Here is a 12,379-nt window from a genome sequence, read left to right as displayed (position 1 = left end):
ACTACCGAAGGCCGTAGATGCCCGGCAGGGCCCCGCGCCTGTTGACGGCCCCCTACCAGGGGGAAGCGGTGGGCAAAACGGACACTCGATCTACGAAAGGTCATAGGAGGTCCGATTTGCCCTGTGCGGCTTGTCACCGCTTCCACGACGTGTACGACCGGCGTCCCGGGGCAGTGCGACAGGCCCCCGCGCACGCGAAAGGGCGGCCCCGGGACCTTTCGGTCCCGGGGCCGCCCTTCGTACCGCTAGCTGCGGGTCCTGCTCACGCGCCCTTGGAGAGGTCCGGGCCGGAGCCCGTCGCCTCGATCGGAGGCATGTCCGGCAGAGCCGTCTTCTCCTCGCCGCGGAAGGTGAACTTGGCCTCTTCGCCCTCACCCTCCACACCGACGACCACGATGTGACCGGGGCGCAGCTCGCCGAAGAGGATCTTCTCCGACAGCAAGTCCTCGATCTCGCGCTGGATGGTCCGGCGCAGCGGGCGCGCACCCATGATCGGGTCGTAACCGCGCTTCGCCAGGAGCTGCTTCGCCTCGCCGCTGAGCTCGATGCCCATGTCGCGGTCCTTGAGGCGCTCGTCCACCTTGGCGATCATCAGGTCGACGATCTGGATGATGTCTTCCTGCGTCAGCTGGTGGAAGACGACCGTGTCGTCGACACGGTTGAGGAACTCGGGCCGGAAGTGCTGCTTGAGCTCTTCGTTGACCTTCGCCTTCATCCGGTCGTAACCGCTCTTGGTGTCGCCCTGGGCCGCGAAGCCCAGGTTGAAGCCCTTCGAGATGTCCCGCGTACCCAGGTTGGTCGTCATGATGATGACCGTGTTCTTGAAGTCCACGACCCGGCCCTGGGAGTCGGTCAGACGACCGTCCTCCAGGATCTGGAGAAGGGAATTGAAGATATCCGGGTGCGCCTTCTCGACCTCGTCGAAGAGGACGACGGAGAACGGCTTCCGGCGGACCTTCTCGGTCAGCTGGCCGCCCTCTTCGTAGCCCACGTAGCCGGGGGGCGAACCGAAGAGACGGGAAACCGTGTGCTTCTCGCTGAACTCCGACATGTCGAGGGAGATCAGCGCGTCCTCGTCGCCGAAGAGGAATTCGGCGAGCGTCTTGGAGAGCTCGGTCTTACCGACACCCGAGGGGCCGGCGAAGATGAACGAGCCACCGGGACGCTTCGGGTCCTTGAGACCCGCACGGGTACGGCGGATCGCCTGCGAGAGGGCCTTGATGGCGTCCTTCTGGCCGATGACGCGACGGTGGAGCTCGTCCTCCATGCGCAGGAGTCGCGAGGACTCCTCCTCGGTCAGCTTGAAGACGGGAATGCCGGTCGCGGTCGCGAGGACTTCGGCGATGAGCTCACCGTCGACCTCGGCGACGACGTCCATGTCGCCGGCCTTCCATTCCTTCTCGCGCTTGGCCTTCGCCGCCAGCAGCTGCTTCTCCGAATCACGGAGGGAGGCCGCCTTCTCGAAGTCCTGGGAGTCGATGGCCGACTCCTTGTCGCGACGGACGTTCGCGATCTTCTCGTCGAATTCGCGGAGGTCCGGCGGCGCGGTCATCCGGCGGATGCGCATCCGGGAGCCGGCCTCGTCGATCAGGTCGATCGCCTTGTCCGGCAGGAAGCGGTCCGAGATGTAGCGGTCCGCGAGGGTGGCCGCCTGCACGAGGGCCTCGTCCGTGATGGAGACGCGGTGGTGGGCCTCGTAGCGGTCGCGCAGGCCCTTGAGGATCTCGATCGTGTGGGGGAGGGAAGGCTCCGCCACCTGGATCGGCTGGAAACGGCGCTCCAGCGCCGCGTCCTTCTCGAGGTGCTTGCGGTACTCGTCCAGAGTCGTGGCACCGATGGTCTGGAGCTCACCACGGGCCAGCATGGGCTTGAGGATGCTGGCGGCATCGATCGCGCCCTCGGCGGCGCCCGCACCCACGAGGGTGTGGAGCTCGTCGATGAACAGGATGATGTCGCCGCGGGTGCGGATCTCCTTCAGCACCTTCTTGAGGCGCTCCTCGAAGTCACCGCGGTAACGGGAACCGGCGACCAGGGCGCCCAGGTCGAGGGTGTAGAGGTGCTTGTCCTTGAGGGTCTCGGGCACCTCGCCCTTGACGATGGCCTGGGCCAGGCCCTCGACGACGGCGGTCTTGCCGACGCCGGGCTCGCCGATGAGTACCGGGTTGTTCTTGGTCCGGCGGGACAGCACCTGCATGACCCGCTCGATCTCCTTCTCGCGCCCGATGACCGGGTCGAGCTTGGATTCGCGGGCAGCCTGGGTGAGGTTGCGGCCGAACTGGTCGAGGACGAGCGAGGTCGAGGGGGTCCCCTCGGCCGGGCCGCCTGCCGTGGCCGACTCCTTGCCGCCTCCGGAGTACCCGGAGAGCAACTGGATGACCTGCTGCCGGACCCTGTTCAGATCGGCGCCCAGCTTCACGAGGACCTGGGCGGCGACGCCCTCGCCCTCGCGGATCAGGCCGAGCAGGATGTGCTCGGTGCCGATGTAGTTGTGGCCGAGCTGGAGGGCCTCTCGGAGCGAGAGCTCCAGGACCTTCTTCGCCCGCGGGGTGAAGGGGATGTGGCCGGACGGGGCCTGCTGCCCCTGACCGATGATCTCCTCAACCTGCTGGCGAACAGCCTCGAGCGAAATCCCGAGGCTCTCCAGGGCCTTAGCGGCGACACCCTCACCCTCGTGGATCAAGCCCAGGAGGATGTGCTCGGTGCCGATGTAGTTGTGGTTGAGCATCCGGGCTTCTTCCTGAGCCAGGACGACAACCCGCCGCGCGCGGTCGGTGAACCTCTCGAACATCGTTTATCGCTCCTCAGAGCGGTCGGGCAGTTCGGGGTCGGTCCCCGCCCTGTCCTTCCGCATGCTAGTCCCGCGGGGCGGGACAGCTCATTCCAACTGCCGACATCCGTCCGCGGCTCACCCCCACGTTCCGTGGGAAAAACCGGCCGTAAGAGCCGACACCTGCTCCAACCCGATGGTGCGAGACGATGTTCCCGCAGGCCAGGCAGATACCCGTCACACGTGTACGCCGATGGCGAACGTAAGGCCCTCGAAGGCCGCTCACCTCAGCGTGTCGCCCCTATCCACTAGGAATGTCTTACCCCCGAGGACGCGCGGTCCATGCCGATGGGCACAGTCCCCTCCGCTACGGGCGAACAGGCTTCCGTCTTCGAATGTGGGGCAGAGCCCGCCGGACGTTTACGTTCCGCATTCTTCCGTACGCGGCGCGTAACCCCGGAACGAATCCGGAGTTGCTCGGGGCATGGCACTCATCGCCGCACGGAACGCCCCCGGTCTCGCCGTAGTCCCGCCGCCCCGGCTCGCGCCCGAGGCCGATTCGCCCGCCGCCTGGTACGCCCGTGTGCCGGGCTGGGGCGTCGTGGGCACGGCGCCCGCGCGGCTCGCCACCGGGACCGCCTTCGACGTACTGGAGCTGCCCGCCGACGCGGGGACGCGGGTGCTGCGCCGCCGGATCGCCACCGGGCCGGTGGCCGTCGAGGGCCGCCGGATGCGGTTCCTGGTGGCGCCGGGAAGCGCGGAGGAGCTGGACGGGCTCCTCGACTGGCTGGAATGGGGCGGCGTGGAGCTGGACCTCACCGCGCTCGGCGCGGGGGGGCTGATCACCGCCCCGGCGCCCCCCGGGCAGCCCGCGGCGCACGACCCTCGGGGGGCCGCGGTGTGGCTGCGGCCCCCCGAGCAGGGGTGCGAGGCGGCACTGCCCGCCCTGCCCGGTCCGGGGCGGGACGCCGGGCCGGACCTCGTACGCCTGGTCGCCGCGGCGGCCACGGAGTGCCACAGGGCGCGCCTGTGGCGGCGTACGGCCCCGACGGGGCGACCCCGTGCCGTGGGTCAGGCCCGGTTCTCGTAGGCCTCGCGGATTTCGGCGGGGACGCGACCGCGGTCGTTGACCGTGAGGCCCTTGGCCTTGGCCCACGCGCGGATCTCGGCGGTGTCCGGGTTGCCGGACGTCGTCGCGGTGCGGCCCTTGGCGCGACCCGCGGCGGCACGGCCACCGGTGCGGCGGCCGCTCTTGGTGTAGGGCTCGAGCAGGCCGCGGAGCTTTTCAGCGTTGGCGGCGGTGAGGTCGATCTCGTAGGTCTTGCCGTCCAGAGCGAACGTCACGGTCTCGTCCGCCTCGCCACCGTCGAGGTCGTCGACAAGAAGGACCTGAACCTTCTGTGCCACCGGATTTCCTTTCATCGAAAATGCAGTACGCGGAAAGGAAACCGCTTTTGCCGGGAAAACACAAACCCCCCGGGTGAGGTTCAGGACCGCCACGGAGCGGGAAACGTGCGCGATTCGGACATAGGCCACGGGCGGGCGGGCCCGTAAAAGCGGCCGAGGTCGAGCACCCGCCGATCACCCGCCGATCGCCGCCCGATCAGAGGTGCAGAAGCATCCGACTGTTGCCCAAGGTGTTCGGCTTCACTCGTTCGAGACCGAGGAACTCGGCGACGCCCTCGTCATAGGAACGCAGGAGCTCCATGTAGACATCGGTCTCGACCGGAGTCTCCCCGATCTCGACGAAGCCGTGCTTCGCGAAGAAGTCCACTTCGAAGGTGAGGCAGAAAACCCGGCTCACACCGAGTCGGCGCGCGGTCTCCAACAACTTGGCCAGCACCCGATGTCCGACACCGGCCCCCTTCAAACTGCGGTCGACCGCGAGAGTGCGTACCTCCGCGAGGTCTTCCCACATGACGTGGAGAGCACCGCAGCCGACGACCTGGCCGTCGGAGTCGCGTTCCGCGACCCAGAACTCCTGGATGTCCTCGTAAAGGACCACGGGGGCTTTGTCGAGCAGGATCCGCTGCTGCACGTACTGGTCGAGCAGGCGACGCAGCGCGGGAACGTCGCCGGTGCGCGCGCGGCGGATGGTCACTGTTTTGGCGTCTTCGGCGGAAAACTCTCCCATGCGGCGACGTTATCGCCCCGGCGCGGGCGGTCGCTCCCCGGTGTCCCCTTCGGCTTCCGGGACTTCCGCGGGTGCCTCGTCGTCGTGACTGACGATCCGTACGGCGTCCCGGAGGGCTTCGCGCTGTTCCTGGGACATCATGCCGAAGAAGGCCACGAGGGCGGCCGCCGGGTTGTCACTGGTCGACCACGCCTCGTTCATCAGTGCGGCCGAGTAGGCGGCGCGGGTGGAGACCGCCGTATAGCGATAGGCGCGGCCTTCGGCTTCCCGGCGGACCCAGCCCTTCTGATGGAGATTGTCCATAACGGTCATGACCGTGGTGTACGCGATGGACCGTTCCTGCTGAAGGTCTTCCAGGACTTCACGAACGGTGACCGGGCGGTTCCACTGCCACACCCGTGTCATCACGGCGTCTTCGAGTTCTCCCAGGGGGCGAGGCACAACAGCACGATAGTGCGGCTTGTGGGGAATTGCCCGACTATTCGGACGACAACGCGCGACAAATGTGGGGACCCCGACGAAGTCGGGGCCCCCAAGGGGTTCTCCGGGTCAGTTGCCGGTCTGTCGGGCCGCCTCGGCGCGGGCGAGAACGGCGTCGACCGCCGCGTCTTCCTTTGCCTTGTTGGCGCCGCCCTGGCTCTTCACGATCGTCTTGACGAGGAAGATGAAGAACACGGCCATCACGAGGGGGGGCACGATCGCGGAAACGTAGTCCATGCCCACCAGCGTAGCCAGTGCCGCGGCCGGGACGGTGTGCCGGGTCGCGGGCCGCGGCCGCGGCTGCGGCTGCGGCCTAGCCGACGGCGCGGCCGTCGGCGGGGGGCGGGGCGGGCTTGCGGCGGGGTGGGAAGACCTCGCCCGGGGTGGGGATGGGCCGCTCCGGGTGCGGGGCCGGCTTCCCGCCCGGCTCGGCGGGCTTCGGGGCGGGTTTCTCCGCGGGCCGCTCGGCGGGCTTCGGGGCGGGCCGCGGGTCGGGGCGCCGGTCGGGGCGCCGTTCCTCCTCGCGACCGCCCGCCAGGGCCAGCAGGCGGGTCCGGGGCGCGGGCGTGGTGGAGAGCCGGCGGCGTACGGAGCGCTCCGCGACGGTCTGGGCCCGCTCCAGCACCGCGGCGGCGACCGGGTTGGCGCGCAGCGCCCGGAGCGCCGCGAGGTCGTCGGGGACGGGCTCGTAGCCGGCGGCCAGGGCGTCCTGGAGCAGTTCCAGGTAGCCGGGCAGGCTTCCCGGCAGGGCGGCTCTGTAGCGGGCCAGGTCGGCGAGGAGGAACGCTCTGAGCCGCCCCGCCTCCTGCACCGCGTCGTCCACCGACGCGGCGAGGCGCAGGCAGTCCTGGACCTCGCCGGCCGTCAGGGGGGCCGTGGAGGACGGGAGGGCGTGGGCGAGCGAACGCCTGAGCAGGTGCAGCTCAGCAGCGCTGAACGCCATGCCGCCGCGGGAACCGTAGGGCGTGGGCATGGGGCGAAGATACGCGCTAATCGGACAAAATCCCCCGATGTCGCCTCTTCCCGGCGCGCCGGGCCGCCCCGCTCAGGGTTGCGCTTTGACCGCTTCCAGGAAAGCGGCCCAGGCGGCGTGGGTGGTGGCCATCACCAGGTGGGCGGGGTCGGCGCGGTCCGCGACGCGGACCAGGACGCCGGGGGCGGAGGCGACGTAGACACAGGTGTCGCCGTCGCCGCAGTAGGACGACTTCTGCCAGGTGAGCCGAGCGGTCGCGGTCATGGTGGTCTCCTCCGCCGGGGAAGGGTTCGGGTGTTTCCCGGTGGGACCGTATCCCCGCCGGCCGGCCTTTCCGGCCATTTTCGGGAAAACTCCTCGCACGACGACGCGGGGCCGGCCCCGGGGGGCGGGGCCGGACACCGGCGTCGAGGGGGTCAGTCGAAGTTCGGCGCGTTGCGCTCGTAGACCAGCCGCAGGCCGATCAGCGTCAGCCACGGCTCGTGCTCGTCGATCGCCGAGGACTCGCCGAGGACCATCGGGGCCAGGCCGCCCGTCGCGATGACGCGCACGTCGTCCGGGTCGCCGTGCGGGCCGGCCAGTTCCTTGGCCATGCGCGCGACGACGCCGTCCACCTGCCCGGCGAACCCGTAGACCACGCCCGACTGCATCGCCTCGACCGTGGACTTGCCGATCACGTTGCGCGGGCGGGCCAGCTCGATCTTGCGCAGTTGGGCGCCCCGGACGCCCAACGCCTCCATCGAGATCTCGATGCCCGGGGAGATGACCCCGCCCACGTACTCGCCCTTCGTCGACACCGCGTCGAAGGTGGTCGCCGTACCGAAGTCGACCACGATGGCCGGCCCGCCGTAGAGCTCGACGGCCGCGACCGCGTTGATGATGCGGTCCGCCCCGACCTCCTTGGGGTTGTCCATCAGGATCGGCACGCCGGTCTTGATGCCGGGCTCCACCAGCACCGCCGGGACGTCCCCGTAGTAGCGGCGGGTGACCTCGCGGAGCTCGTGCAGCACCGAGGGCACCGTCGAGCAGATGGCGATGCCGTGGATGCCGTCGCCCAGTTCGGTGCCGAGCATCGGGTGCGTACCCATCAGGCCCTGCATCAGGACGGCCATCTCGTCGGCCGTCCGGCGCGGGTCGGTCGAGATCCGCCAGTGCTCGACGATCTCGTCACCGTCGAACAGGCCCAGGACCGTATGGGTGTTGCCCACGTCGATGGTGAGGAGCACCGGTTACACCGCCTCGCGCAGATCGAGGCCGATGTCGAGGATCGGCGCGGAGTGCGTGAGCGCGCCCACCGCCAGGTAGTCCACGCCGGTCAGGGCGTAGTCGCGGGCGGTGTCCAGGGTGAGCCGGCCCGAGGACTCCAGGGTGGCGCGGCCCGCGACGAGAGCGACGGCCTCGGCCGTCTGGGCCACCGTGAAGTTGTCCAGCAGGATCAGGTCGGCGCCCGCCTGCAGGACCTCGCCGATCTGCTCCAGGGTGTCCACCTCGACCTCGATCGGGACCTCCGGGAAGGCCTCGCGGACGGCGGTGAACGCCTGCGCGACGCCGCCCGCCGCGACCACGTGGTTGTCCTTGACCAGGGCCGCGTCCGAGAGGGACATGCGGTGGTTGACGCCGCCGCCGCAGCGCACCGCGTACTTCTCCAGCGCGCGCAGCCCGGGCGTGGTCTTGCGGGTGTCGCGGACCTTGGCCGTCGTGCCCTCCAGGACGTCGGCCCAGCGGCGGGTGGCGGTCGCGATGCCGGACATCCGGCACAGGATGTTCAGGGCGCTGCGCTCGGCGGTCAGCAGGTCGCGGGTGCGGGAGCGGACGGAGAGCAGCACCTGGCCGGCCTTGACGGTGTCGCCGTCCTCCGCGTGCCGTTCCACCTCGAACGCCTCGGTGCACACCATCGAGAAGACGGCCTCGGCGACGCGCAGGCCGGCCACGACGCCGTCCTCGCGGGCGACGAAGTCGGCGACGGCCTCGGCCTCTTCGGGCACGGTGGCGACGGTGGTGACGTCGACCCCGCCGTCCAGGTCCTCGGACAGCGCCATGTGCGCGATGTCCTCGACCTCGATCGGGTCCAGGCCGGCGTCGGTCAACAGCTGGGCCAGCGCCGGGTCCAGGCCGGACTCCTCGCCGTCACCGCAGGCACAGTCGTCGCCGCAGCCGCCCTCCGCCGAGTCGAGGAGGGGAAGTTCGTCGTGCCGGTGGTCGTGCTCGTGCGTGCTCACGCTGACTGCTCCATGCTGTCGGAGATGAGGGGGTGCCGTACGGACGGGAAGTCCGCGGAGTCGGTGGGGGTGACGACCAGGGCCCGCTTCTCGGTCGCGGAGAGCCGTACGACGAGGTGGCGCCGCCAGTTCGCGTCGTCGCGGTCGGGGTGGTCCTCGCGCCAGTGGCAGCCGCGGGTCTCCTCGCGCCGCCGGGCGGCGGCGACCAGGACCCGGGCCACGCACAGCAGGTTGGTGGCCTCCCAGGTGTCGACGCCCGGTTCGGCGGTCTTGCCGTGCGCCTCCAGGTCGTTCAGCGCGGCGGCGTACAGGTCTTCGAGCGCGGCGGCGGCCCCGGCGAGGGAGTCGGCGGAGCGCAGGACGCCCGCGCCGTCCGTCATGATCCGCTGGACCTCGTAGCGCGCCCCGGCGGGCTGGAGCGGGCCGGTGGAGGGGACGGGGACGACCGGGCCGCCCACGGCCGGCGGGTGGGCGACGATGTCCTCGGCGATCCGCTCGGCGAAGACCAGGCCCTCCAGCAGTGAGTTGGAGGCGAGCCGGTTCGCGCCGTGCACGCCGGTGCAGGCGACCTCGCCGCAGGCGTACAGGCCGGGGACGGTGGTGCGGCCGTGCAGGTCGGTGCGGACGCCGCCGGACGCGTAGTGGGCGGCGGGCGCGACCGGGATGGGCTCGGTCACCGGGTCGATGCCGTGGGCGCGGCAGGCGGCGAGGATGGTGGGGAAGCGCTGTTCCCACATCCGGGCGCCGAAGTGCCGGGCGTCCAGGTACATGTGGGCGGTGCCCTGCTCCTGCATGCGACGCATGATGCCCTTGGCGACGATGTCGCGCGGGGCGAGTTCGGCGAGTTCGTGCTGCCCCACCATGAAGCGCACCCCGTCGGCGTCGACCAGGTGGGCGCCCTCGCCGCGGACCGCCTCCGACACCAGCGGCTGCTGGCCCTCGGCGTCCGGACCCAGGAACAGCACCGTCGGGTGGAACTGCACGAACTCCAGGTCGGAGACCTCCGCGCCGGCGCGCAGGGCGAGGGCCACGCCGTCGCCGGTGGAGACGGACGGGTTGGTGGTGGCGGAGAAGACCTGGCCCATGCCGCCGGTCGCGAGGATCACGGCCGGGGCGTGGACGGCGCCGACGCCGTCGTGCTGGCCCTCGCCCATGACGTGCAGGGTGACGCCGGCGGTACGGCCTTCGGCGTCCTGGAGGAGGTCCAGGACCAGCGCGTTCTCGACGGTACGGATACCGGCCGCGTGGACGGCCTCGACCAGGGCCCGGGAGATCTCGGCGCCCGTCGCGTCGCCGCCGGCGTGCGCGATGCGGCGGCGGTGGTGGCCGCCCTCGCGGGTCAGCTCGATCTCGCCCGTCTCGGCGGAGGTGTCGAAGACGGCGCCGGTCTCGATGAGGCGGCGTACGGCGTCCGGGCCCTCGGTGACGAGGAGCCGGACGGCGGCCTCGTCGCACAGGCCCGCGCCGGCCACCAGGGTGTCGTCCAGGTGCTGCTCGGGGGTGTCGCCCTCGCCGAGGGCGGCCGCGATGCCGCCCTGGGCCCAGCGGGTGGAGCCGTCGTCGAGCCGGGCCTTGGTGACCACGACCGTACGGCGGCCCGCGGCGGCGCAGCGCAGCGCCACCGTCAGGCCCGCCACGCCCGAGCCGACGACCACGACGTCGGCGTCGACGGCCCAGCCGGGGGCGGGGGCGTGCAGCCGTATGCCGGTGCCGGCGGTGCCTGTGCCTGGGGTGCTCACGTGTGTGCTCCGAACTCCAATGGGATGTTGTCGATCAGCCGGGTCGTGCCCACCTTCGCGGCGACGGCCAGCACGGCCTGACCGGTGAAGTCGGGGCCGACCTCGGTGAAGTCCTGCGGGTCCACCAGCGCCAGGTAGTCCAGGGCCAGCGGCGGGTCCTGGCGGCCCGCCTCGTCCAGGACGTGCCGGGCGGCCGCCCGCACGGCGTCGGGCAGACCGGCCCCGGCGGCCGAGACCGCCACCGAGACGGCGTGCGCGTCGGCGGAGGCGCGGATCTCGCCGAGCCGGGCCAGGGCGGTGGCCCGCTGGTCGCTGGCCGGGGAGGCCACGGCGCGGGCGCGCAGCGCGGCCTGGGCGGCGAGCCGGTCGCGGCCCGCGAACAGGGCGCGGGACAGGGCCAGGGCCGTGCGGCGCTCGGCGGCGGAGAGGTAGCGGTTGCGGGAGGACAGGGCCAGGCCGTCCTCCTCGCGGACGGTGGGCACGCCCACGACGTCCACCGCGAAGTTGAGGTCGGTGACCATCCGGCGGATCAGGGCCAGTTGCTGCGCGTCCTTCTGGCCGAAGAGGGCCAGGTCGGGGCGGGTGAGGTGGAGCAGCTTGGCGACGACGGTCAGCATGCCGTCGAAGTGGCCGGGGCGGGTGGCCCCTTCCAGGCGCCCGCCCATGGGGCCGGCGCTGATCCGCACCTGCGGGTCGCCGCCGGGGTAGACCTCGTCGACGGCCGGGGCGAACACGGCGTCCGCGCCCGCCGCGCGGGCGATCGCGAGGTCGGCGTCGAGGGTGCGGGGGTAGCGGTCGAGGTCCTCGTTCGCCCCGAACTGGAGCGGGTTGACGAAGACGGTGACGACGACCTGGCCGGTGGGGCCGGCCAGATCCCGGGCGGTGCGGACCAAGGTGGCGTGGCCGTCGTGCAGGGCGCCCATGGTCATGACGACGGCGCGGCGGCCGGTGCGCGGGAGGCGGTGCAGCGCCTCGGCGGTGTTCAGCAGCAGCGGGTGCTCGGTCATCGGCCGTCGCCCTCGGGGTCGTCGCGGTCGGTCGCGGGGTCGGTTTCGGGGTCGGTGCCCGGATCGGTGGCCGGATCGGTACGGGGGCCGGCCGGCGGGGCGGTCCCGGTCTCCGCGAGGGCGCCGAGCAGGTCCTCGGCGAGCTCCGCCTTGAGCAGGCCGTGCGCGAGGGCGCGGTCGGCGGTGGTGCGGGCCATCGCGAGGTAGCCGGGAACGGCGGCGGGGGCGTGCCTGCGCAGCTCCGCGACGTGCGCGGCGACCGTACCGGCGTCCCCGCGGGCCACGGGGCCGGTGAGGGCGGAGTCACCGGAGCGCAGGGCGTTGTCCAGGGCCGCGCCGAGGAGCGGGCCGAGCATCCGGTCCGGGTGTTCGACACCGGCCTTGCCGAGCAGTTCCATGGCCTGGGCGACCAGGGTGACCAGGTGGTTCGCCCCGAGGGCGAGGGCGGCGTGATAGAGCGGACGGTCCTCCTCCGCGATCCACTCCGGTTCCCCGCCCATCTCGATGACCAGCGCCTCGGCGGCGAGCCGCAGCTCGTCGGGGGCGGTCACCCCGAAGGAGCAGCCGGCCAGGCGCTGTACGTCGACCTCGGTACCGGTGAAGGTCATCACGGGGTGCAGGGCCAGGGGCAGGGCGCCCGCACGGCGGGCGGGGTCCAGCACGGCGGTCCCGTAGCGCCCGGAGGTGTGGACGAGGAGCTGTCCGGGGCGGATCGCGCCGGTCTCCGCGAGGCCCTCGACCAGGGCGGGCAGGGCGTCGTCCGGGACGGTGAGGAGCACCAGGTCGGCGTGTTCGAGCACCTGCCCGGCCGGGACGAGCGGTACGTCGGGCAGCATCCGGGCGGCCCGGCGGCGGGACGCGTCGGAGACACCGGAGACGGCGACGGGGCGGTGTCCGGCCTGCTGGAGGGCGCGGGCCAGCGCGGGGCCGACGCGGCCGGCGCCGACGACGCCCACGGCGAGCCGGGCAGGGCGGTCGGACGGATCCCGGGGCTCCGTCTGATGGGGTGCGTTCACGCGGGGATTGCCTTCCGTTCCAGTCCGCGGGGGGTACCGGACGA

Annotated in this window: 13 protein-coding genes; 1 reads left to right on the top strand and 12 read right to left on the bottom strand. The window is 71.8% G+C overall.

Annotation, left to right across the window (positions count from 1 at the left end; translation table 11 throughout):
* Positions 1 to 262: 262 nt before the first annotated feature.
* On the bottom strand, positions 263 to 2,788 hold the full coding sequence (locus ACFVXJ_RS28485) for an ATP-dependent Clp protease ATP-binding subunit (protein ID WP_136216357.1): 2,526 nt from the start codon (positions 2,786 to 2,788) through the stop codon (positions 263 to 265).
* 463 nt (positions 2,789 to 3,251) lie between these two features.
* On the opposite strand from ACFVXJ_RS28485, the gene ACFVXJ_RS28480 reads away from it, so the two are divergent.
* On the top strand, positions 3,252 to 3,857 hold the full coding sequence (locus ACFVXJ_RS28480) for an SCO3374 family protein (RefSeq protein WP_389665988.1): 606 nt from the start codon (positions 3,252 to 3,254) through the stop codon (positions 3,855 to 3,857).
* On the opposite strand, the gene ACFVXJ_RS28475 is transcribed toward ACFVXJ_RS28480, so the two are convergent.
* From ACFVXJ_RS28475 to ACFVXJ_RS28425, 11 genes are all read right to left on the bottom strand, one after another.
* Positions 3,839 to 4,174, bottom strand: a complete 336-nt coding sequence (locus ACFVXJ_RS28475) for an Lsr2 family protein (RefSeq protein WP_361317629.1) — start codon at positions 4,172 to 4,174, stop codon at positions 3,839 to 3,841. The genes ACFVXJ_RS28480 and ACFVXJ_RS28475 overlap by 19 nt on opposite strands.
* 196 nt (positions 4,175 to 4,370) lie before the next feature.
* Positions 4,371 to 4,901: an amino-acid N-acetyltransferase gene (locus tag ACFVXJ_RS28470; RefSeq protein ID WP_389665986.1), complete on the bottom strand. Its 531-nt coding sequence runs from the start codon at positions 4,899 to 4,901 to the stop codon at positions 4,371 to 4,373.
* A gap of 9 nt (positions 4,902 to 4,910) precedes the next feature.
* Positions 4,911 to 5,342 carry a BlaI/MecI/CopY family transcriptional regulator gene (locus ACFVXJ_RS28465; protein ID WP_389665984.1) on the bottom strand — a complete coding sequence of 144 codons (432 nt, stop codon included), beginning with the start codon at positions 5,340 to 5,342 and terminating at the stop codon, positions 4,911 to 4,913.
* Between the two features lie 108 nt (positions 5,343 to 5,450).
* The gene (locus ACFVXJ_RS28460) at positions 5,451 to 5,618 is read right to left on the bottom strand and encodes a hypothetical protein (protein ID WP_361317638.1); all 168 of its coding nucleotides are present in this window, start codon (positions 5,616 to 5,618) and stop codon (positions 5,451 to 5,453) included.
* Between the two features lie 76 nt (positions 5,619 to 5,694).
* Positions 5,695 to 6,354 (bottom strand): hypothetical protein, encoded by a 660-nt coding sequence (locus ACFVXJ_RS28455; protein WP_389665982.1) that lies wholly within the window; start codon positions 6,352 to 6,354, stop codon positions 5,695 to 5,697.
* A gap of 72 nt (positions 6,355 to 6,426) precedes the next feature.
* Complete coding sequence (locus ACFVXJ_RS28450; RefSeq protein WP_361317642.1) at positions 6,427 to 6,618, bottom strand: DUF397 domain-containing protein; 192 nt, start codon at positions 6,616 to 6,618, stop codon at positions 6,427 to 6,429.
* A gap of 152 nt (positions 6,619 to 6,770) precedes the next feature.
* Positions 6,771 to 7,580: a type III pantothenate kinase gene (locus ACFVXJ_RS28445; RefSeq protein ID WP_389665980.1), complete on the bottom strand. Its 810-nt coding sequence runs from the start codon at positions 7,578 to 7,580 to the stop codon at positions 6,771 to 6,773.
* A gap of 3 nt (positions 7,581 to 7,583) precedes the next feature.
* Positions 7,584 to 8,573 carry a carboxylating nicotinate-nucleotide diphosphorylase gene (gene nadC, locus ACFVXJ_RS28440; protein ID WP_389665978.1) on the bottom strand — a complete coding sequence of 330 codons (990 nt, stop codon included), beginning with the start codon at positions 8,571 to 8,573 and terminating at the stop codon, positions 7,584 to 7,586.
* Positions 8,570 to 10,312, bottom strand: a complete 1,743-nt coding sequence (locus ACFVXJ_RS28435; RefSeq protein ID WP_389665977.1) for an L-aspartate oxidase — start codon at positions 10,310 to 10,312, stop codon at positions 8,570 to 8,572. The genes nadC and ACFVXJ_RS28435 overlap by 4 nt, the downstream gene beginning before the upstream one ends.
* Positions 10,309 to 11,319, bottom strand: coding sequence for a pantoate--beta-alanine ligase (panC, locus tag ACFVXJ_RS28430; protein ID WP_389665975.1), 1,011 nt, complete (start codon positions 11,317 to 11,319; stop codon positions 10,309 to 10,311). The genes ACFVXJ_RS28435 and panC overlap by 4 nt, the downstream gene beginning before the upstream one ends.
* Positions 11,316 to 12,335, bottom strand: a complete 1,020-nt coding sequence (locus ACFVXJ_RS28425; RefSeq protein ID WP_389665974.1) for a Rossmann-like and DUF2520 domain-containing protein — start codon at positions 12,333 to 12,335, stop codon at positions 11,316 to 11,318. The genes panC and ACFVXJ_RS28425 overlap by 4 nt, the downstream gene beginning before the upstream one ends.
* Between the last annotated feature and the right edge of the window lie 44 nt (positions 12,336 to 12,379).

It is taken from the genome of Streptomyces sp. NPDC058279, from assembly GCF_042881255.1.
Lineage (GTDB): Bacteria > Actinomycetota > Actinomycetes > Streptomycetales > Streptomycetaceae > Streptomyces.
The sequence above is the reverse complement of the archived record's forward strand: the minus strand, read 5'-3'. Positions and strand labels throughout refer to the sequence as shown.